18 protein-coding genes are annotated in these 20,715 nt (G+C 72.7%); 13 read left to right on the top strand and 5 right to left on the bottom strand.

What is annotated here, in order from left to right; genetic code table 11:
* Positions 1–388: 388 nt before the first annotated feature.
* A complete protein-coding gene (locus tag ACIRS1_RS25045; protein WP_402843593.1) occupies positions 389–925 on the bottom strand; it encodes a GNAT family N-acetyltransferase in 537 nt (178 codons plus the stop codon).
* Positions 922–1,896, bottom strand: a complete 975-nt coding sequence (locus ACIRS1_RS25040) for a hypothetical protein (protein ID WP_402843590.1) — start codon at positions 1,894–1,896, stop codon at positions 922–924. The genes ACIRS1_RS25045 and ACIRS1_RS25040 overlap by 4 nt, the downstream gene beginning before the upstream one ends.
* A gap of 504 nt (positions 1,897–2,400) precedes the next feature.
* On the opposite strand from ACIRS1_RS25040, the gene ACIRS1_RS25035 reads away from it, so the two are divergent.
* The 9 genes from ACIRS1_RS25035 to ACIRS1_RS24995 all read left to right on the top strand — a co-directional run bounded on the left by ACIRS1_RS25035 (position 2,401) and on the right by ACIRS1_RS24995 (position 12,391).
* Positions 2,401–3,396 carry an NAD-dependent epimerase/dehydratase family protein gene (locus ACIRS1_RS25035; RefSeq protein WP_402843587.1) on the top strand — a complete coding sequence of 332 codons (996 nt, stop codon included), beginning with the start codon at positions 2,401–2,403 and terminating at the stop codon, positions 3,394–3,396.
* Positions 3,397–3,428: 32 nt separating this feature from the next.
* On the top strand, positions 3,429–4,397 hold the full coding sequence (locus ACIRS1_RS25030) for a thymidylate synthase (RefSeq protein WP_402843585.1): 969 nt from the start codon (positions 3,429–3,431) through the stop codon (positions 4,395–4,397).
* Between the two features lie 5 nt (positions 4,398–4,402).
* A complete protein-coding gene (locus tag ACIRS1_RS25025) occupies positions 4,403–6,121 on the top strand; it encodes a carbamoyltransferase (protein WP_402843582.1) in 1,719 nt (572 codons plus the stop codon).
* A complete protein-coding gene (locus tag ACIRS1_RS25020; protein WP_402843579.1) occupies positions 6,118–7,173 on the top strand; it encodes a hypothetical protein in 1,056 nt (351 codons plus the stop codon). The genes ACIRS1_RS25025 and ACIRS1_RS25020 overlap by 4 nt, the downstream gene beginning before the upstream one ends.
* Positions 7,170–8,012: a radical SAM protein gene (locus ACIRS1_RS25015; RefSeq protein WP_402843576.1), complete on the top strand. Its 843-nt coding sequence runs from the start codon at positions 7,170–7,172 to the stop codon at positions 8,010–8,012. Before ACIRS1_RS25020 ends, ACIRS1_RS25015 begins: the two co-directional genes overlap by 4 nt.
* A gap of 83 nt (positions 8,013–8,095) precedes the next feature.
* Positions 8,096–8,605, top strand: coding sequence for a topology modulation protein (locus ACIRS1_RS25010; RefSeq protein ID WP_402843573.1), 510 nt, complete (start codon positions 8,096–8,098; stop codon positions 8,603–8,605).
* A gap of 34 nt (positions 8,606–8,639) precedes the next feature.
* The gene (locus ACIRS1_RS25005; RefSeq protein ID WP_402843570.1) at positions 8,640–9,440 is read left to right on the top strand and encodes a class I SAM-dependent methyltransferase; all 801 of its coding nucleotides are present in this window, start codon (positions 8,640–8,642) and stop codon (positions 9,438–9,440) included.
* Entirely contained in the window at positions 9,437–11,029 is a 1,593-nt protein-coding gene (locus ACIRS1_RS25000) for an FtsX-like permease family protein (protein WP_402843567.1), read from the top strand. Before ACIRS1_RS25005 ends, ACIRS1_RS25000 begins: the two co-directional genes overlap by 4 nt.
* Before the next feature lie 429 nt (positions 11,030–11,458).
* A complete protein-coding gene (locus tag ACIRS1_RS24995; protein ID WP_402843564.1) occupies positions 11,459–12,391 on the top strand; it encodes a RimK family alpha-L-glutamate ligase in 933 nt (310 codons plus the stop codon).
* Positions 12,392–12,567: 176 nt separating this feature from the next.
* Here the strand turns inward: ACIRS1_RS24995 and ACIRS1_RS24990 are convergent, their stop codons facing one another.
* Both ACIRS1_RS24990 and dacB read right to left on the bottom strand, forming a co-directional pair.
* Complete coding sequence (locus ACIRS1_RS24990; protein ID WP_402843561.1) at positions 12,568–13,905, bottom strand: FAD-dependent monooxygenase; 1,338 nt, start codon at positions 13,903–13,905, stop codon at positions 12,568–12,570.
* Positions 13,906–14,204: 299 nt separating this feature from the next.
* Positions 14,205–15,797: a D-alanyl-D-alanine carboxypeptidase/D-alanyl-D-alanine-endopeptidase gene (gene dacB, locus ACIRS1_RS24985; RefSeq protein WP_402843558.1), complete on the bottom strand. Its 1,593-nt coding sequence runs from the start codon at positions 15,795–15,797 to the stop codon at positions 14,205–14,207.
* A gap of 305 nt (positions 15,798–16,102) precedes the next feature.
* Here dacB and ACIRS1_RS24980 point away from each other — a divergent pair, with 305 nt between their 5' ends.
* From ACIRS1_RS24980 to ACIRS1_RS24965, 4 genes are all read left to right on the top strand, one after another.
* Positions 16,103–16,699, top strand: coding sequence for a helix-turn-helix transcriptional regulator (locus tag ACIRS1_RS24980; protein ID WP_360206054.1), 597 nt, complete (start codon positions 16,103–16,105; stop codon positions 16,697–16,699).
* A gap of 64 nt (positions 16,700–16,763) precedes the next feature.
* On the top strand, positions 16,764–17,690 hold the full coding sequence (lepB, locus tag ACIRS1_RS24975) for a signal peptidase I (protein WP_402843555.1): 927 nt from the start codon (positions 16,764–16,766) through the stop codon (positions 17,688–17,690).
* A 155-nt stretch (positions 17,691–17,845) separates the two neighbouring features.
* Entirely contained in the window at positions 17,846–18,094 is a 249-nt protein-coding gene (locus ACIRS1_RS24970; protein WP_402843552.1) for a hypothetical protein, read from the top strand.
* Positions 18,095–18,408: 314 nt separating this feature from the next.
* Positions 18,409–19,068 (top strand): zinc ribbon domain-containing protein, encoded by a 660-nt coding sequence (locus tag ACIRS1_RS24965; RefSeq protein ID WP_360206046.1) that lies wholly within the window; start codon positions 18,409–18,411, stop codon positions 19,066–19,068.
* A 108-nt stretch (positions 19,069–19,176) separates the two neighbouring features.
* On the opposite strand, the gene ACIRS1_RS24960 is transcribed toward ACIRS1_RS24965, so the two are convergent.
* A complete protein-coding gene (locus ACIRS1_RS24960; RefSeq protein WP_402843548.1) occupies positions 19,177–20,667 on the bottom strand; it encodes an LCP family protein in 1,491 nt (496 codons plus the stop codon).
* Positions 20,668–20,715 lie beyond the last annotated feature (48 nt).

Genomic DNA, 20,715 nt, shown 5'->3' with positions numbered 1-20,715 from the left:
ACGGGGGAATCGAGTAGTGGCCATCAGCCGGAGGTGGCGCTTACTTGCGCAATTCGGCAGGATCCCTCCCATGAGGTCTCAGGGCAGCGGGCTCTCACCCGCGTGGATCGCGCGGAAGCTCGTCACTTACGACGAACTCCAGGCAGCGGCAGGCTCGCTGTGGTGGTTGCAGTCCGATCCCGACAACGGCGGGGTCCGGCGCGTGATGCGCCTGGAGAAGGCCGGTACGGCCGCCGCGGTGACACCGTCCGACATCTCGGTCGGGAGCCAGCTGCACGCTTACGGAGATGGCAGCTTCGCCGTAGGGGACGAGGGCCTGTGGTACGTCGGCGAGGACGACTGGTCCCCGCTCAAGGGCGGCGACCCTCAACAGGCTCGGCCGCTACGCTCACACCACGCATTTCCGGATCATGGCCACGAGCGGCGGTGCGTCCGGATTCGGCTGGACCTCGTTGACGGCTGAGTAGCCCCAGGACTCGTACAGTGCGAGCACTTTGCCGTCGCCGGCGGCGGGGTTCACCATCAGGGTGATCCGCTCCTCGGGGCGGTTGCCGGCGAGTTCTTCGTGGATGCGGCGTGCGGCGCCCGTGCCGCGCCATGGGGGGCGGACTCCCAGCTCCTTGAGGGCGAAGACCGGGTCGGCGGTGAGCTCGGGCGCTATCGGCTTGGACATCCGGGTCCACCAGCGGTCGCCGGAAAAGATGGTGTTGCCGTAGGCGTAGCCGATCGGTTCGTTCTCGTCGTAGCCGATGACGGCCTCGAAGCCGGGCTCGCCGCTGTGGCGGTCGAGGCGCTCGGCGAACGTGGTGACGGCGTAGTTGGGGAGGTGAAGCAGCGGTGCGCGCACGTCCGCGTAGAGGTCGATCAGGGTCTGGCGTGCGAGGGGGGTCAGCTCGGTGAAGTGGTGCAGGTCCGGCTCGGTCACGCGGGAGTCCTCCGGGTGTCGTGGGTGTACTGGTCCCAGAGTTGCGCATGGGGACTGTTCGGCGCCACGTTCAGCAGGGCCGAGCTGAAGCGATCGAGCATCCCGGCGACTCGCGGGTGTGCGGCCAACCCTGCCGGGATGGCCATGGCGGTGGTGACGGCGGGTTCGAGGTCGCCCTGGCCGAGCTGGGCGCGGGCGAGGCGGGCGTTGGTGATGGCGCGGCTCCGCTGCATGTGGGGACGGAGCAGGCCGAGGCTTCGGTGAGCGTGGGACTCGGCGTCCTCGTAGCGGCCGAGCGCCAGGTGGGCGGCGAGCGCGAGGGAGTCGAGTTCGGCCTGGTCGTAGTGCGCCACCAGCCAGACCGGGCGGGCGTCGCCGGTGCCCGCCCGGTTGAGCGCGTCCTGGGCGCGGCCGACGGACCGGCGGACGGCGTTCACGTCGCCGGTCAGGCCGTGGATCGCGGCGTGTCGAGCGTGGCCGAGGGAGGCGAAGAGGGGGTCGCGGCGGGCGATCGGGAGGTTGCGGGCGACGTCATTGGCCGCGAGGGCCTCGTTCGGCTTGCGCATGTGTCGGTAGAGGCTGCCGGCGTGGGACCAGATGCGGAACTGGATGGCGGCGTTCCCGGACATCGCGGCAAGGCTCGCGGCTCGCTCGTGGTGTCGCAGTGCGGTGTCGAAGCGTCGGCCGTCGATGGCGGCCCACAGGGCGGAGGACATGAAGGACGCGGCACAACCGAAGAGCGCGGCGCGGACGCGTTGGCTGGCAGCCCCGTGCTGCTGGAGGTCGAGAGCCTCGTCGGCGAGTACTTCGGCGTGAGCTTCGATGCTGAGCTTTCCCCCGTGTCGATGGTCGCTGGCGATCACCTCGGCGAACCGGGCGTTGAGCCGCTCCACGTCGCTGTGGCCGATCCTACGAGGCGCTGCCACGGCAGGGGAGCCGACCGCGAGTGCGGTTCCGGTCACGGCGGTCATGAAAGATCGTCGCTTCACATCATCCTCCGGGTGCACGCGATTGCCTCCCCCGGGTTGAACGAACCCGAGGTCTGGACCAGTACACCCGAATACTGCCCTGAGCGCTTCCCGATGTTTGGCTGGCGGCCAACTGGTCTTGGCCGTCAGCCAGTTGTGGACCGTTCGCTCTGATGCGGTGCCCGGCTTTCCCGTCAGGCGGCCGATCTCCAGGTTGACGCGATGGGCCAACTCGGCCTGTGTCAGGCCGAGGTCGTCCATGAATCGGCGAAGTGCGAGGTTGTCCGCCATGTGCACAAAGTAGCGCCGCGACTACTGACGCGCACGCTTTCGAGTAATGGGAAGGTCAAGTTTTCGGTCGTCCGCGAGTGCGGGCTGCCGAGTTCTTCCTGACCCTTGGTGCTCCGAGGGCCGTTGACTGGATGCAGTCGTCCGAAGGCTCCGCTGATCGGCGGACCTGGACGTGCGTGCCAGCGGCACCAACTCACCCTGCACTCAGGAGACTTCATGAACGATCGTCATGGCGTGGAGCGTCACCGCTTGAAGAGGGCCGTCGTGACCGGAGCGGCCGGTTTCATCGGCTCGCACCTGGTCGACGCGCTCCTCTCAGCCGGGGCCACCGTCGTCGGCGTGGATCGCCGGGATCCCGGGACCGACCCCGTGGCGGCGACCAACCTCGCGGACGCCCTGGGCCACCCGGGCTTCACCTTCGTCGCCGCCGACCTGAGGACCTGCCCGGTCGCGGCGCTGTTCCTCCAGGCCGACGCCGTCTTCCACTTCGCCGGCATGCCGGGGGTGCGCGGGTCCTGGGGCGAGCGGTTCGCCGAGTACACCGGCTGCAACGTGTTCGCGACCGAGCGGGTGCTGGCCGCTTGCGAGGACGTTCGCGTTCCCCGGCTGGTCTACGCCTCGTCGTCCAGCGTGTACGGCACCATCCGCGAAGGCGCGTCCGGCGAGCAGCGGACGCCGACGCCGGAGTCGCCGTACGCGGTCAGCAAACTGGCTGGCGAGCAGCTGTGCCTCGCACACGCGGGCAAGGCCTCGTCGGCGGTCACCGCGGTGGCGCTGCGGCTGTTCACCGTCTACGGCCCGCGTCAGCGGCCGGACATGCTGATCGGCCGCGCACTCGCGGCGGCGCTGGGAGGTGCCGCCCTGAACCTGTACGGGAGCGGCGACCAGCGCCGGGACTTCACGTACGTCGGCGACGTCGTCCAAGCCGCGATCGCCGGCGCGACCACCGGGATCGAAAGCGCCGTGCTCAACATCGGCGCCGGTGTCAGCACCAGCGTGCTCGACGTCCTGGCCGCGATCGAGGAACTGACCGGCCGCCCCGTGCCGGTCAACCGGATGCCGGCTAAGCCCGGCGACGTGGACGCCACCCTCGCCGACCGCTCCCGGGCCGGTGAACTCCTCGGCTGGAAGCCCTGCACCGCCCTCGTCCAGGGCATCTCCCGCCAGCTCGCCCACCTCACGGCCAACTCCCCGCAGATCGCGAGCGCCTGAACGGTCCCGTCCCGACGTCCAACGGAGTCGCTGTGTTCGTCACCGCCGCCGACAGCGCGAACGCGTTGTTCACCCGTGCCGGCAAGACCATCCTGAGCCAGGGCCGCAGCGTCGCGCCGCGCGGCATGGCCACGGCCGAGCTCATGGGGGCCTACCTCAAGTTGACCGACCCCACGGCCCGGCTCGTCCATCTGGACCCGCACCGGGTGCTCAACCCGGCGTTCGCCGCCGCCGAGACGGTCTGGATTCTCTCCGGCTCCAGTGCCGACTGGATCCACGACTTCAACAGCCGCCTCGCCGGCCTCACCGACCACGGCGCCCTCCAGGGCGCCTATGGGCCGCGGCTGCGGCGCTGGCACGGGCAGCTGGACCAGCTCGACTACGTCCGGCGCCAGTTGACGCGCGACAGCGAGAGCCGTCGGGCCGTCGTTCAGATCTTCGACCCCAGGAGGGACACCGCCGGCCACAAGGACGTCCCCTGCACCCTCGGCTACCGCTTCTACCTGCGCGCCGGCCGCCTGGAGATGCACACCAGCATGCGGAGCCAGGACGTGTGGCTCGGTCTCCCGTACGACCTGATCACCACCACCGTTCTGCACGAACTGATGGCCGGCTGGCTCGGCGTCGAGGTCGGCGACTACCACCACCACGTCGACTCCCTGCACCTGTACGCCCAACACCAGGACAGCTCCTGGCAGTTGCCCGTCGAGGAGGAGCCCTCACGACGGTGGCAGCCGGTCGGCGTCCCGTGGGACGACTTCGACCCGGTGCTGAAGCAGGTGACGGCAGGGGAGGCCGTCGGGCATCCGGTCTGGGACGGCTTCGCCGCGGTCCTGGCCAGCTACCGGCTCTGGAAGGCCGGGCGGTGCGACGAGGCCCGTGCCCGGGCCGCCGAGGTGAGCGGGCCGCTGCCCGAGGCGATGGGGCTCTGGTACGACCAGCGCGAGCAAAAGGTCCCGCTCGCCCCGATGCCGGCACCGGCGATCCCGGCGAAGTGGTGACCGGGGTGACCGCGAACCGCAGCGCCGTGCTGGGCCTGTGCTCCTACACCCACGACTCCGCCGCCGCTCTGGTCGTCGACGGCCGGCTCGTCGGCTTCGTGGAGGAGGAACGGCTCAGCGGCGTCAAGCACGACAAGCGCTTCCCGACCCTCGCCGTGGAATGGCTCCTGGAGGAGGCCGGCCTGGCCCGCGCGGACGTCGACACCGTCGCGTACAACTTCACGCCGCAGCTCTACCTGCGGGCGGTTCCCGCCGCGCTCGCCCACGCCGTGCGGCTGGCGACGTCGGCCAGGGCCCTGCCGAGGGCCCGCTCGTTCGCCAAGGTCGCGGCCAACACCCGCGGACGCCTGGCGCGCCTGTCCGGAGCCTTCCCGAACGCTTCCGTTCAGCCCGTCCTCCACCACCGGGCCCACGGCCTGTACGCCTTCGCCGCCTCCGGCTATGAGGACGCCGCCGTGCTGGTGGTGGACAGCCTGGGGGAGGTGCAGGCCACCACGATCGGGCACGCCCGACGGAACGCGAACGGCTGCTCGTACCGGATCGTCCACGCCCAGGACGACCCGGCCTCGCTCGGCTACGTCTACGGCGCGGTCACCGAGCACCTCGGCTGGCAGCGGGGCGATGAGGAGGGCACTGTCATGGCGCTGGCCGCCCTCGGCGACCCGGGACGGCTCCGGCCGCTGTTCGCCAAGGCCGTTCGGCTCACCACCGACGGCTTCGCTCTCGACCACCGGCTGATCGGGCTGCGCGTCATGGACAGCCGTTTCCCGCGGCTGACGGCCGCCTTCACGGCGTTCACCTGCCCGCCTCGACGGCCCGATGAGGCGGTCGAAGCGGTCCACGCGGACCTCGCGGCCGCGCTCCAGGAGCGCACCGAGCAGGTGATGCTGCACCTGGCGCGGATCGCCCGCGAGCGGACGGGCGCTCGGCTGCTGTGCGTCGGCGGGGGAGTCGCGATGAACTGCGTCAGCATCGGGAAGATCATCGCCTCCGGACTGTTCGACGAGGTCGCCGTTCCACCGGCGCCGGGCGACTCCGGCACGGCTATCGGCGCCGCGACCGCCGTCCACCTCGGCCGGCACGGGAACCTTCCGGCCGGGTTGGCCCGGTCCTGCTACCTTGGGCCGGCATTCCCCGGCCTGGAGCTGTCCTCCGAGCCGCGGCCCGGCATGACCGCCAGGCGGCTGCTCGACCCGGCCGGACACGTCGCCGGCGAGCTCGCCCGGGGGACCATCGTCGGAGTGTTCCAGGGCAGCGGGGAGGCCGGGCCGCGGGCGCTCGGGAACCGTTCGATCCTCGCGTCGCCGCTGCGGGACGGCGTCGTGGAACGGCTCAACTCCACGGTGAAGTTCCGGGAGCCGTTCCGCCCGTTCGCGCCGGTCGTGCTGGCCGACCGGGCCGACGACTACTTCACCCTCGGCCAGGAAGCGCCGTTCATGTCGATGGCCTCGCCGGTCACCGACCTGGCCCGCGAGCGGATCCCGGCCGTCGTCCACGCCAACGGGACCGCTCGGGTGCAGACGCTGGCGCCCAGGGACAACCCGCTCCTCGCCGGGATCCTGGCGGCCTTCGTCGAGATCACGGGCGTGCCCGTGCTGATCAACACCTCCTTGAACGTCAAGGGCAAGCCGATGTGCGGCACGCCGGAGATGGCGCTCGACTGCCTGGCCGAGTCCGGGCTGGACGCGCTGCTGGTCGGGGACTGGTGGGTGACCAAGGTATGAGGATCGGCTACAGCTTCTGGGGGTTCCTCGGGTCCGGCATCACCGACACCCCCGACGGCGGACGGAGCCACCGCCGCACCCTGTTGGACGGGCTCACCGCCCGCGGCCATGACGTCATCCTGTTGCAGGCCGACAGGGACCTGGCGGAGGCCGGCACCGATCTCACCGCCCACTACACATGGGACGGCGGCCTCCCCGAGATCGACGCCCTGTTCCTGGAATGGCGCTGGCCGATCCCCGAACGCAACACCACGCCGTGCGGCAGCGAAGGACATACCTGCGACCTCCACCGGCAGCGGGAACTCCTCGACCACTACACCCATCACCATGGCGTCCGTACGGTGCTCTGGGACAAGGACCAGCAGCTGCCCGCCGACGACCCGCTTCGAGCCGTCGGCCACGTGCAGGTCTGCGAACCGGCCCTGCACCCCTCGCGGGGAAGCGAGAGCCTGCTCTTCCCGGTCGACGACGACGCGCTCGACCGGGCACACCCTGCGGCTCTCGCCGCCCACGGGCGCGTACTGCCGCTGGTGTACATCGGCAACCAGTACGACCGCGACGCCGCCTTCGACCTGTACTTCGCCCCGGCCGCGGCCCGGCTGCCGCACAGGGTCACCGGGAAGTGGACCGACACCGCCCGATGGCCGGATGTGAACTTCACCGGACGCATCCCCTTCGCCGACGTCGCTCCGCTCTACGAGGCCTCGGTGACCACCGTGCTGCTGGCCCCCGAGCGGTACGCGCGGAGCGGCCAGTTCACCCAGCGCATCTTCGAGTCCGTCCTCGCCGGCTGCCTGCCCCTGGTGCCGGCCACCTACCGGGGCGCTGACGCGGTTGTGCCGCGGGAGCTGGTCGTCACCAGCGGCCCCGACGTACTGGCCACCGTCACCGCGCTCGCCCGCATCACCGGCAGCCGGGCCCACGCCGTCTTGATCGCCCGCTGCATCGACGGGCTCGACCGGTTCCGCCTCACCCGCCAACTGCGCACTATCGACCGCGTGCTGAACGGCACGCCGACCCCGCTCCCACCGACGGAAGGAAACCGCAGGTGAACCCGCTCCCGCCCGTGCTTCCTGGGATCCAGCGGATCGAAAAGCTCTACCTGGAGCTTCTCTTCCGCTGCAACTTCTCCTGCACGACCTGCTACCACGGCGAGGACCTCAAGCGGCCCGACACCGTCACCGTCGACCAGGCCACCGCCGCCCTCACCTACTTCCTCGCCCGCTTCGACTGCCGCGAGGTGTGCCTGCTGGGCGGGGAGCCCCTGCTCTTCGAGGGCTTGCCGACCGTCCTGACCGTTGCCAAGTCGCTCGGCTACGGTACCGAGATCTGCACCAACGGCTACAAGCGGCGGGCCTTCCTCGCCCGCGCCGCCGAGCACCTCGACATGCTGCGGGTCTCCCTGGACGGCGGCACGGCCGCGGCCCACGACCGAATCCGACGGCCGGGCTCCTTCGAGGCCGCCTTCGACACCCTCGCCTGGGCCCTCGGCCGGAACCTCCGGTTCGGCGCGACCTGCACCCTTACCGGGGAGAACATCGCGACCATCCCGGCCCTCGCCGAGCGACTGCGCGACCTCGGTGCCGGCGACCTGATGCTGCACCGTGTCCGTCCGGTCGGCAACGCCGCCACCAGCGGAGTCACCGCCGTCACCTGGGGACAGGCCGAGGACCTCCACGAACAGCTGAGCGCCATGGACCTCGGCGGGATGAAGGTCAACACCGACATCCTGCTGCCCGAGCGGTGCCCGCCGCCCAGCGACGTCGTGGAGAAGCTGGAGATCGCGCCCGACGGGCGGGTCTACCTGTCCTGCGCCGAGGCCGCCGGCCCCGGACGGGAGGTCCGCTTCGACTTCGACCGGGCCGTCCTGGTCCCCGTCGAGGCGCCGTGAGCGGGTCGAAGAGTCCCGCCTCGGGCACCGGCCGAGGCCGAGCACGATCCGGTCCGTCGCCAGCCTCGGTAGCCTGTGGCGACATGGACAGGATCGCCATCATCGGCTGCGGCGGCAGCGGCAAGACCACCCTCGGACGCCAGCTCGCCGACAAGATCAACGCCCCCGTCACCCACCTCGACGGCGTCTACTACGACTCCGACTGGAACACCCTGCCGCCCGAGGAGTTCGCGGCGGTCCAGGAGGAACTCGTCGCCGAACCGCGCTGGGTGATCGACGGGAACTTCGCCTCCACCCTCCCCATCCGCCTCAGGCGAGCCGACACCGTCGTCTTCCTCGACATCCCCCCGATCGTCTGCCTCTGGGGGATCCTGCAGCGCCGTCGCCGCTACCGCGGCGGACAGCACACCGAGCAGGGCGTTTTCGACCGCATCCACTGGGGCTTCATCCGCTACGTCCTCGGCTTCCGGCGCCACATGCGACCCAAGGTCCGCGCCCTGATCGCCGAGCACGCCGGCCACGCCCGCGTCGTCACCCTCACCAGCCGCCGGGCCGCACGCCGCTTCGTCGAGGGCGTGCCTCCTCGAACATGATCCGACCCCCTCCCCGGGAAGGCTCCACCTGTCCATGACCGCCAACCCGTTCCTCGACACCGACCGCGTCCGCGACACCCTGTACTCCGACGCGGGCCGCCTCGCCCAACGCACCACCGCACTCGCCCGAGCCAAGACCTTCGGCCGACACCCGGCCGCCGTCATCGCGGAACTCGCCGCCGATGGGCCGCGCGGTACCGTCCTCGACATCGGCTGCGGGCGCGGCACCACTACGGTCGTGCTCGCCGAGCGCCTCGACCCGCCGAAGCTCATCGCCTTCGACCAGTCCGTCGCCCTGCTCAGCGAGGCCCAGCGGCGGCTGGCCGGGCGGATGGGGGTGCGGTACATGCGCGGCGACTTCCACACCATCGCCCTGCCCGACGCCTCGGTCGCGGTCGCTGCGGCTGCGTTCTGCCTCTACCACTCGCCGGAGCCTGCGGCGGTGGTCGCGGAGATCGCCCGCTGCCTGTCGCCCGGCGGGCTGTCCATCACGGTCACCAAGTCCGCCGACAGCTACCGGGAGCTGGACGAGGCGATCGCCGCCAGCGGCCTGGACCCGGAGGCGGCCGACCGGCCGAGCCTGTACGAGACCTTCCACAGCGACAACCAGGCCGACATCGTAAGTAGTTGCCTGGACATTCGGGAGATCATCCACGACGAGCACCGTTTCCGCTTCACCGGCGCCGCGCACATCGCCGCCTACGCCGCCACCAACCCCAAGTACCAACTCCCCTCCGATGCGCGGGAGATCGCCGAGAGGCTGCGGCAGACGATCGGCGACGGCCCGCTGGAGACAGCCTCGACCGTCACCTACGTGGTGGCTGCCCGCCGATGAGGACCTTCACCAAGACCTACGACCACCCGCTGCTCCAACAGCGCTCCCTCGCCCACCAACGGTGGATCGCCGGCGTCAACCCGGACGTTCGCACGCCGCAGGTCGTCGAACAGCGTCCCGGGGAGATCGTCTATGAGCACCTTGACGGTTGCCACGTCGGTCCGGCCGATCTGGTCGTCGTGGCCGACCTCCTCGGCCACCAGCACACCTCCGCCTACCTCAGTGTGCTGAAGGACGCTCGCCCGGACACGGCCTTCACCAGCGGCGGCACCACCATCGACGGGTTCGTCGACGGCCGGCGCGAGCGGCTCCGGCGCCTCCTGGCCTCCGGATCCGTACCCGGCCCCGCCCTGACTCCCGAGGCGGCCGCCGGCTGGCTCCAGCGGGCCGCCGACATGCCGGCCGCGTTCTACAAGGACGCCAATCCGCGCAACTTCCTCGTCACCGACACCGCGGTGGCCGTCATCGACTTCGACTCCCTCACCCTCGCGCCCTTCGGGTACGACCTCGCCAAGCTGGTGGTCAGCACGACCATGACCAGCGGCCCGCTGGTCCAGCACACCGTCCAACAGGCCCTCGACACCTACAACGACCACCCCAGAAGCCGCGGTCTGCCCGGCCGCTCCCGGCGCGAGTTCGCGGCCTGGTGCGAGTTCCACCACGCCCTCACCGCCCAGAAGCTGGCGGCCGTGCCCGGGGTACGGGTCACCCCGGGCACCTCGATGAACATCCGGATCGGCACCGCGAAGGGCGAGCAGATCGACTCGCTGAGCTCGAACGCGGTGCCCGCGTCCGCGCTGGGCACGACCGTCACTCCGCCCGTGGTCTCCGGCTCGCTCACCTCGCTGCCGGAGAACTTTCTGGTCGTCGACGAGCACGCGGCTCAGTCCGACGGTCTCTCGGTCGGGGAGCAGGTGGTCACGCTGCTGCCGTCCGGCGCGCGGGTGTCGACCGTCGTCGCGGCGGTCGTCGCACGCGGCCTGAACGGTGACGACACCTATCTGTCCGCGTCGCTGACCGGCGCGGTGATGCCGAGCCGGGTCTACCTCGACTCCCAGACGGGCGCGGGCCGGCCGCTCGACGAGCAGCAGACGGTGGCGGTGAACCAGGCGCTGGCCGGCTCCGGTGCGCGCATCGTGACCTACGACGACTACCTGGAGGCCCAGCGAGCGCACGCCGCGGAGCAGACGGACAACGCCGCGGTGATCGTCCTGGGGATCGCGCTGGCCTACGCGCTGATCGCGGTCGCCAACACTCTGATCATGGCGATGGCCGGACGACGGAGGGAGTTCGCCCTGCTCGGGATGGCCGGCGTGGTGCGCAGCCAGATCGTGAAGGTGGCCGCAGCCGAGTCGGCCATCGCGGTGGTCGTCGCCACCGTGCTCGCCGCCGTAGCGACCGGCCTCGCCGCAGTGACCCAACACGTCTCACTGAGCAGGCTCGCGACCGCACCACCGACGGTGATCCCGTGGACCCAGATCGGGGGGACCATCGCGCTGTGCGCCCTCGTCACCCTGGTCACCGCGTTGCAAGCGACCGGGCGGGCTACCCGTCAGTGGGCGATCGAAGCCGCAGGCATCCGGGAATAGGACCGGTCGGCCGGGACCACGTGCGAGCCGCTGGTTCGTTCCCAGCTCTCGTCAGCCACTGCGGCCAGCGGCTGCTCGGTGTCCCTGCCGAGCGCCTGATCGAACCCGGTAGCCGTGGCTCTCCCGTGCGCGGTGACCGTGTGGGTGCGGTGTTTTGAGCAGCGCGCGTGCGCGGTGATGGGCCGACCGGTCTGGCGGCCGATGTATTCCAGGAACCATCCGGCGCCGGCCCGGAGTACGCCGTCGCTGTCCCGGTGGACAGGGCAGCCGCATGAAGCACAGCGGGCACAGCGGGCGCGGCGGGCGCGAAGCGCGTGGGGCGTACGGGCCCGCGGGCATCGGGGCGCGCGCGGGTTTCGGCCACCCCGGTGGGCGACTGGCGCGCGGGGCCGTCTTGCCGGGCCCCGGGCCGCTCGCTTCGATGGCCGCATGGGCCGAGACGACCTCGTCATCCTGACCGATCACAGCTCGACCGAAGGCAGCCGGGAGGTACTGGCCGACGCCGCGCGGGCCGTCACCGGCCGGGCGCCCGTGCTGCTCGACGCCCGGTGCTTCATGGCCGGCGGGGGCGGCCGGATCCGCTCCGACGGCGGGGGCGGGCTGCGCCTGGAGGCGGAGGGGCGCGTCGTGGCCGCCGACACCGTGGTGGTCTACGAGATCCCGCCGCACCGGCGGCGGGAGTTCGCGGCCTGCCAGCGCCTGCTGCGCGCGCACGGAGCCCGTTCGCTCGGCACCGACCCGCGCTCCTGGCGGGCGGCCACCGAGAAGGACGCGACCGTGGCGCGGTTCGTTCGCGACGGCGTCCCGCACATGCCCACCATCGCGTTCTCCCGGCCGGGTGCGCGGGCCGTCGCCGCGGCCTTCGAGCGCCTCGGCGGCGACGTCTGGGCCCGCCCCTGCGTCGGCATGGGCGGCGACGACGTCTTCCACGTCACCAGCCACGCCCAGCTCGCCGCCGCGGCGCGGTACTACGAGCAGGCGGGACTGGACTGGCTGATCGCCCGGGACGCCCGCAACTTCACCCCGGAGGGCGTCCGTCACCAGTACCGGGTGGTGGTGCTCGACGGCCGGGTGGTCCGCGCCGTGGAGCACGTCCAGGCCGACCCGGACGCCCCCTGCAACGAGAGCCGGGGCGCGGTCTCCACCGTGCTCGCGACCGATGGGCTGCCCGCGGGCCTGGACCGGTTGGCGATCCGGGCGGCCGCCTCCCTGGACCTTCCGCTGGCGGGCGTCGACCTGGCGGCCGAGAGCGGCGGTGTGGTGTTCGAGGTCAACGTCCACCCGGCGTTCGGTGACGGCGCGCTGGAGCAGGTCGCCGTGCCGTACGTGGCCGCGCACCTGACGCCCGGGCACCGACCCTGACCGGCCCCGGGGGCACGGGTCCCGGCACCGCCGCCGACCGGCCCCGGGCGCAGTGCACTGCCCCGGCTGTACGGGCCCCAGCGATACGGCCAGTTATGCGGGCCCCGGGCACACCGGCCCCAGGTGCACCGCCGCAGGGCACCGCCGCCGGCCGCCGGGCCGGGGCCCGGCGGCCGTCAGCTCCGCAGGACGGCGGCCAGGACGGACGGGCGGAACAGCAGCGTCGGCGGTGCGACCAGCGACATCACCTCGTGGAAGGCGGCGGTGACCGCCGGGTCGTTCACGGAGGCGGCCAGCACCTTGTCCAGGAAGCGGTGCTGGAGCTTGAGCAGGGCGCCGGAGGGGGCGCCGGTGGTGGCGGCGAAACGGGCGTCCTCGCTGCAGGACATCACCCACGGGTTCTTCGACGCGGCCGCGATCTCGCGCCGGGCGTCCCGGGCCGTGGCGTGGCCGATGCCGCCGTGCCGCAGGGCGGTCCGGCGCAGCGCCTGGGCGCAGAACAGCGCGACCGTGACGCCCTGGCCGTAGACCGGGTTGAAGGTGCTGACCGCGTCGCCGACCACCACCAGGCCGTCGGGGGAGCTGCGTTCGTAGTGCCGGCGCACGCCCGGGCCGGGGACGAAGCCGCGCACCTCGCCGTCCGGTTCGGCGTTCCGGAGGGCCTCGCGGATGCTCTGGTCGCGCAGCAGCCCGACCTGCTTGGTGAACCCGGCCTCGCCGGGCTCGGGTTCGGCGCCGCGCATGCCGGCGACGCTGACGATCCACCGGTCGCCCTCGACCGGCAGCAGCACCCCGAGCCGCGGCGCGTCGGGGGCCTTGGTCTGCAGGTAGATCGCCCGGTGGCCGAGGTCGACGCCGGCCGGGCGGTGGAAGATCCGGGAGGAGTAGGAGACGCCGGCGTCGACCCGCTCCTCGGGCACCGCCGGGTGGCCGAGTTCGGCCAGCCACTGCGGCGCCGAGGTCGAGCGGCCCGCCGCGTCGACCACCAGCTCGGCCGGGATCTCCCGGACCTCGCCGCGCTCGGGGCCGCGCTCGCGGATCCGCACCCCGGTGACGGCCCGCGCCGAGCCGAGCAGGCCGACCACGTCGACGCCCTCGAGGAACTCGATCGAGGGCTCGGTGCGGACCCGGTCCAGCACCACCTTGTCCAGGACCGGTCGGGTGCAGGAGAGGAAGCCGAGCTGGGCCGGGTACTGCGCCATCCAGCCGGCGGAGCTGAGCCACTTGAGGTCACCCGAGACGGCGACCCTGGTCGCGCCCGCGTCGGCCAGCTGCTGCCTGATGCCGGGCATCATCTCCTCCAGCGCCCGGTGGCCGGCCTCCAGCACCAGGTGCGCGTGCCGGCCCTGCGGTACCCCGGCCCGGAACGTCGGCTCCGCCGGGTAGCGGTCCCGCTCCACCACCACGATCCGCTCGGCGTGCCCGCGCAGCGCCCAGGCCGCCACCGTGCCGGCGAGCCCGCCGCCGATCACCACCGCCGTGCCCCGTCCGGGGGCCGTGTCCGAAGAAGTCATGACACGTAGCGTAGTGGCGCGGACGGGGCCGGTGGGCGTGCAGGCCGGACGAACGGGCCTGGTCCGGGCGGGTGTTGACGCCCCTGCACGCGGGGCGCACGACCCGCGCCGGGCCGGGTGCCCGAGCGCCCGCCGGACCGGGTGCCCGCCGAACCGGGTGCCGAAGAGCCGCGCGCCGCCGGAGCACCGGGCGCCGCCGGAGCACCGGGCGCCGGCGGAGCACTCGGGCCCGGCCGGACAGCCCGCGGGGCCGGTGGCGGACGGACCGCCACCGGCCCCGGGCCGTCATGGGACCGGACCTACGGCGACTCCTCCTGCAGCAGCGCGGCGATCTGGAAGACGTCGTTGCTGACGTCGAAGAAGGTCTCGATGGTCGGTGTGGCCGCACCGTTGACGGCCACGAAGAACGTGCGCAGGCAGCCGTTGTTGGTCAGCAGGTAGCCGGCCACCGCCTGACCGCTCACCGCGATCCGGTCGTTGAGACGGTCGCCGCCGATCGCGCTGCCCGGCTTGACGAAGACCTTGCCCTTGGCCGGGCAGTCGGTGGTGCAGGTGAGGGCACCGGAGCCGTCCACGCCGAGGATCGGCAGGGAGAGTCGGAAGGCGTCCGCGTCGGGGGTGCGCAGCCAGTATGCGAGGACCTGGTTGAGCCCCCGCGGGGTGACCCGGTCGACGGGGTCGCCGCCGCGTCCGTCGGCGAGCTGGAACTGGTCCGGGTCGGCGTGGGCGACGTCGGCCAGGAAGGCGTGGACGACGGGGTAGCCGGCGTCGCAGTCGGTGCTGCCGGCGGCGACGGCCATGTTGCACAGGGCGAGGTTGGCGCCGAGGTTGTGGCTGATCTTCAGGATCAGCTTGGCGTACTGGCTGTACGGCGGGGAGACGAAGGCGGCGACCTGCGGGTCGCCGGTGTAGTCGGCGGGCAGGGCGTCCTGCGGGTTGGGGCCGGTCGGGTCGGCGGTGACGGTGACGCCGGCGCGGGCGAGCGCCTCGATCAGGGCGGTGCGCCCGAAGGCGTTCGGGTCCTTGACGGGGGCGGTGTGCAGGACGGGCTGCGCGTCGGCGGCGACCGTCCCGGAGAGGGTGATCCGGGTGCCGTCGGGGGAGGCGGAGACCTGGACGTCGGTCGGGCCGCCCGCCTCCACCGTCCGGACGGTGGAGGTGACCTGGTACGGCGCCACCTGCGGGCGCCAGTCCAGCCGGGCGGCTTGTCCGGGTGAGGTGGGGGTGGCCAGCAGGTCGATCAGGTTGTCGTTGATGATCAGCGGGGTGGGCTGGGGGTCGAGTGCCGGGGGAGTGAAGATCCGGGGGTCGACGATGACGTCGCCGTTGACCCGGGTGATCCCGGAGTCGCGGACCTGCCGGGCGAGCTGGTCGATCCCGGCGAGCGGGTCCTCCGGGGTGAGGGTGGCGCCCGGGAGGTCGTTGGCGTAGGTGTGGTCGATCACGGTGTAGTCGACCGAGCCGTCGGGTTTGGTGCGCCCGCCCATGGTGAGGTCGCCCTGGGCGACCAGGGAGAGGTCGCCGGTGAGGGTGGAACCGGTGCGCCGGCCGATGGCGTGGATCGGCGTGGTGAAGCGGTGGTCGGGGCCGAGGGCGTGCCAGGCGCCGGAGATCGTCACCACCTTGGCGGTCGAGCCGGGGATGAAGCGCTGGTCCGGGAACTGCGCGTGGATGGTCTCGCCGCTGGCCGGGTCGACCTCCAGCAGGCCCCACTGGGCGTGCTGGTAGGCGGGTTTGGCCATGATGGCCCGGATGGCGGGGGAGAGGCGCTCGCCGGAGTCGGGGGCCGGTGCGGCGGTGGCCGTCCCGGTCGCCGCCGGCCCGGTGACGGCCAGCAGCGCCGCGCCGGCGGCGGCCCAGGCCCGGAGCCGACCGGGGGTCGTCAGTCTCATGGGAGATCAGCCGTTCTGGAGTCGGGGCCCGGAGGCTGCCCGGGCGGTCACCGCCGCATCGTAGGGAGGCGGGCGGTGGTCGGCGGGGCGGGCCGCGCCGGGTGGCCGGAGTGCGCGGCGAACGTCATCCGGTCGGCCGACCGGCACCGGCTTCGGCACCGGCCGCGGACCGGCTCCGGCACTGGCCGCGGACCGGCACCGGCTCCGGCCGCGGACCGGCCGACGGGGGCGCCCGGGGCGGGCCCGGCGGCGCGCACGGTGTGCCGGTTTGACAAACGCCCTTGCCGTAGCGGCGAATGACGGACATGGCCGACGAAGACTTCGAGAACGTCCTCACCACGGTGGGCCCCCGGCTGCGCGCCCTGCGGCGCGAACGCGGCACCACGCTCGCGGCCCTGGCCGCCGCCACCGGGATCTCGCTCAGCACCCTCTCCCGGCTGGAGTCCGGGCAGCGCAAGCCGACCCTGGAGCTCCTGCTGCCGCTGGCGCGGGAGTACCGGGTGCCGTTGGACGAGTTGGTCGGTGCACCGGCGACCGGCGATCCCCGGATCCACGCGCGCCCGGTGACCAGGAACGGCCAGACCGTCGTCCCGTTGACCCGTCACCTCGGGGGCCTGCACGCCTACAAGCAGATCATGCCGCCCGGTCACGGCACCGGGCCCGGGCTGGAGTTGAAGGTGCACGAGGGCTACGAGTGGCTGTACGTGCTGTCCGGCCGGCTCCGCCTGCTGCTCGGCTCGCACGACCTGGTCCTGACGGCGGGTGAGGCGGCCGAGTTCGACACCCGCACCCCGCACGCCTTCGGCAACGCCGGGCCGCAGCCCGTGGAGTTCCTCAGCCTGTTCGGCCCCCAGGGTGAGCGGATCCACGTCAGGGCGCGCCCGGGAACCTCTGTTCGGTAGGTTCGTTCCCTGACAGGGAGTCCGTTCCGGGCTCCCGTCAGGCCGTCGGGAGGGGCCGCGAATTATGAGTGTGCAGCAGAGCACGGAGTCCGGCGAGAGCGGTGGGGCCGGGGAGCGGGTGGGGACCGCGGCGGCCGGGTCGCCGGGGCCGGGCGGGAAGGCCGGGCGCAGGAAGCGTCCGTTCTGGCAGGAGCTGCCGATCCTGCTGGTGATCGCCCTGCTGCTCTCGCTCGGGATCAAGACCTTCTTCGTCCAGGCGTTCTCGATCCCCTCCGGCTCGATGGAGCAGACCCTGGAGATCGGTGACCGGGTCCTGGTCGACAAGCTGACCCCGTGGTTCGGCGCCGAGCCCGAGCGCGGGGAGGTGGTGGTCTTCCGCGACCCGGGCGGCTGGCTGGAGGGCGCCCCGACGCACTCGGGCGGTTCGGTGATGAGCACCGTTCAGAAGGCCCTGAGCACCGTCGGTCTGATGCCCTCGGCGGACGAGAAGGACCTCATCAAGCGGGTCATCGCGGTGGGCGGGGACACCGTGGAGTGCAAGGCGGGCGGCCCGGTGAGGGTGAACGGCGTCGCGCTCGACGAGCCGTACCTGTTCCCCGGCTCGACGCCCTGCGACAACGACCCGGTGGGCACCGTCACCGTCCCCAAGGGCAAGCTGTGGGTGATGGGCGACCACCGCAACAACTCCCGGGACTCCCGGCCGCACCACAACGAGACGGGTGACGGCTTCGTGCCGGTGGACAACGTCGTGGGCCGGGCCTTCGTGGTGGCCTGGCCGCTCTCGGACTGGTCCACGCTGCCCGTCCCGGACACCTTCGACAAGGTGCCGTCGGGTGCCGCCGCAGCCCCGGCGGCGACGCCGTCGGTTCCGGGGGCGGTCGCGCTGGGTGCCGTGCTGCCGGTCGCGCTCTGGCGTCGCCGCCGGGGTGCCGCTCCGTCCCCGGTCTCCCGGGCGCGTTCGGTGCTGAGTGCCCGTCGGGGGCGCGACTGAGACGCCCCCGGGCCGCGGGCCGCCCCGCCGTCGGTGGCGAAACCCCCTCCGTGATCCTCTACACGCCTGTAGAGTCCCGGGGTGAGCTGCACGCGCGGTCGCGTGGCCGCCCGACCGGGGAGGCCGCGGCCGGGGGTGGGTCGGGAGGCGGAACCGTGACGGAGAGTCGGCGCAGTCCTGCGCCCGCCGGGGAGTCGGCGGAGCCGGACGTCCAGTGGGTGTACCAGCCGGTCGAGGTGGACCTCGGCGGCGGCACCTGGGCGTCCGGGCGGATCAGCGGCTGGTGGCGGGACGACGCCGGGGAGCGGTGGTGCCGGCTGAGGGTCAGCCGCAGCGGCCGGCCGGCCTGCTGGGAGCGCTTCGACCCGGCGCGGGTCCTGCTGCTGCCGGTGGCCGGGCTCTGAACCACCGTGCGGACCGGGGCAGGCCCGGGCCCCGTGCGCCGGGCCGGGCCGATCGGGGCAGGGCCGACTGGGGTCCGGGCGGGCGGTGACCGGTCCGCCGGGGAGCCCCCGCGGGGCCGGAACCGGGCCGGCGGGCGCGTGCGTCCCCTGGAGCGGCGATCGCGAGACGCTGCCGCGGACGGCTTTACCCGTACGAGATTCACAACGGATGAAGGCGTGTGCGATTCTGTGCAGCGCCTCGTGACCCGCCGTCCTTGTCGGGACCCGGGGGGCCCGGGGACCGCCGACGCGCCACTTCAGCCACCGGGGACGACGTGAGTTCCGAGATCTACTTCAGCAGCAACTACCGCGACCTGTGCCAGCAGCACGGCACCGGTGCGGGGTTCCAGTTCGAGTTCTACTGCTCCCGCTGCTCCGACACCTGGCGTTCGCCCTTCGAGGCGTTCACCACCGGTCAGGTGGCCGGCTGGATCGGCAAGGGCGTCAGCGCCGCCTGGAACCTCATCGGCGGCAACGCCAGCACCATCAGCAGTGCCGCCGACGGCCTGGCCGGACACACCTGGGGCAACGCGCGCGACGCCGCGTTCCAGCACGCCATCGGCAACGCCCAGAGCCACTTCAACCGCTGCGCCCGCTGCACCCACTACGTCTGCGGCCGCTGCTTCGACCCGGGCCAGGGGCTGTGCCACACCTGCGCCCCGGACACCGCGGCCGAGGCGGTGGTGGCGCAGCGGCGCGGCCTCAACGACATGGTGTCCGACCGCGCCTACCAGCAGGGCCAGCAGTCGGGTGCGGAGTTCGACGTGCGGACGCCGCGCCAGCTGGTCTGCCCGCAGTGCTCGACCGAGACGCACGGCACGCCGTTCTGCCCGGGCTGCGGCTTCCGGCTGGCCCAGCCGGTGCAGTGCGGGCAGTGCCACCAGAACGTCCCGGACGGCGCCGCCTTCTGTCCGACCTGCGGCGCCAGGCGCTGAGCAGGTCCGAAGCGGAGCTGTTTCTGAGCCGGGGCGTCCCGTCGGGGGCGCCCCGGCTTCCGGTCGGTCGACGGTCGGTCGACGGTGACTCGCCGGGTCAGCCGTCCGTCACCCGTACGAGACGTTCGCGCACGGGTCGTCGTCCGCCGAGCGGGCGGCCCCGGCCACGCTGCTGGGTACCGGGGCGGGGGCCGACGCGGCCCCGGTGGTCGGCGCGGTGGCGGTGCCGGCCGGGTTGGCGGCCGCGAAGTCGTGGCCGAGCACCAGGCTGAGCCCCTTGCCGCCGGGCTGCACGGTCGCGCCCGGGAACAGCTTGGCGACGGCGTCGGCCGCGGCGCGCTCGCCGGTGCCGTACTCGACGACCGTGGCCGCCCGCGGCCGGCCGGGCGCGTTGCCGACGGTGGTGACGGTGTAGCCGGCGCCCTTGACGGTCTCCGCGGCCTTGCCGCCGAGCCCGGCCGCGCCGGTGCCGTTCAGCACCGCGACCTTCACCTCGGCGGGCTTGACCTCGCCGCTCCCGGCGGCGGCGTCCGGCGAGGCGTCGGGGGTCGCGCTGCCCGGGGCGGTGGGCGCGGCCGATTCGCCGGCGGCCGGGGCGGCGGCGCTGGCGTCCTGCCCGTCCAGGGTGCGGTCGGCCTTGAGCGCGGCCCAGAGCTGGTCCACGTCGGGGTGGACCAGGGCGACCCGGGGGCCCTCGTAACGCCACGGTGTGGTCACGAACTTGACGTCGTGCAGGTCCACGTCCTTGACGGACATGGCGAAGGAGAGCAGCTTCGCGGCCGAACCGAGGTCCGGGTCGACGGTCAGCGACTTGGTGGCGGCGTCGGCCAGCGGGAGCAGCGTGGTCGGGTCCATGCCGCCCGCCTTGACCTGCTTGATGAGCGAGGAGAGGAAGGCCTGCTGGCGCTTGGTGCGGCCGATGTCCGAACCGTCGCCGATGCCGTGCCGGATCCGCACGTAGTCGAGCGCGGCCTGCCCCTCGACCTTCTGCCTGCCCTTGGGGTACAGCAGTTTGCCCTTGCGGCCGAGGTTCGGGTTGAGGTCGCCCTCGTGGACGTCGTTCGGCAGGCAGACCTCGACGCCGCCGACCGCCTTGGTCATCGAGGCGAAGCCGTTGAAGTCCACCACGATGGTGTGGTCGACGCGCAGGTTGGTCAGCTTCTCGACGGCGTTCTGGGTGCAGGCGGGGTTGCCCTGTTCGGTGTCGCCGACAGAGAAGGCGCTGTTGAACATCACATTGGTCTGCTCCTTGGTCCACTTGCCGTTCGGGAGCTTGCACGGCGGGATCGTGACCAGGGAGTCGCGGGGGATCGACACGCCGGTCGCGTGCCGGTGGTCGGCGTAGACGTGCAGCAGGATCGCGGTGTCCGACCGGGCGCCGCCGTCCCCGCCGCCGCCGAGGTCGCTGTTGCCGTTCCCCCGACTGTCGGACCCGATCAGCAGGATGTTGACCGGGGTGCGGCCCTGGGCGTCCGGGGCAGCGGCGGCCGGGCGGTCCTTGCTGACGGCGTCGCCGTCGAAGGTGGTGATGTTGCCGTTCAGCCGGTAGTAGACGGCACAGCCGCCGAGGACGAGGAGGGTGGTGCAGCCGGCGGTCACCCAGAGCACCTTCTGCTTGGTGCTGCGCCCGGGCTTCGGCTTCGCCCG

Origin of the sequence: Kitasatospora sp. NPDC101176 (assembly GCF_044768035.1) — a bacterium.
Taxonomy (GTDB): Bacteria; Actinomycetota; Actinomycetes; order Streptomycetales; family Streptomycetaceae; genus Kitasatospora.
Note: the sequence above shows the minus strand (reverse complement) of the source record. Positions and strands in the feature narration are given on the sequence as shown.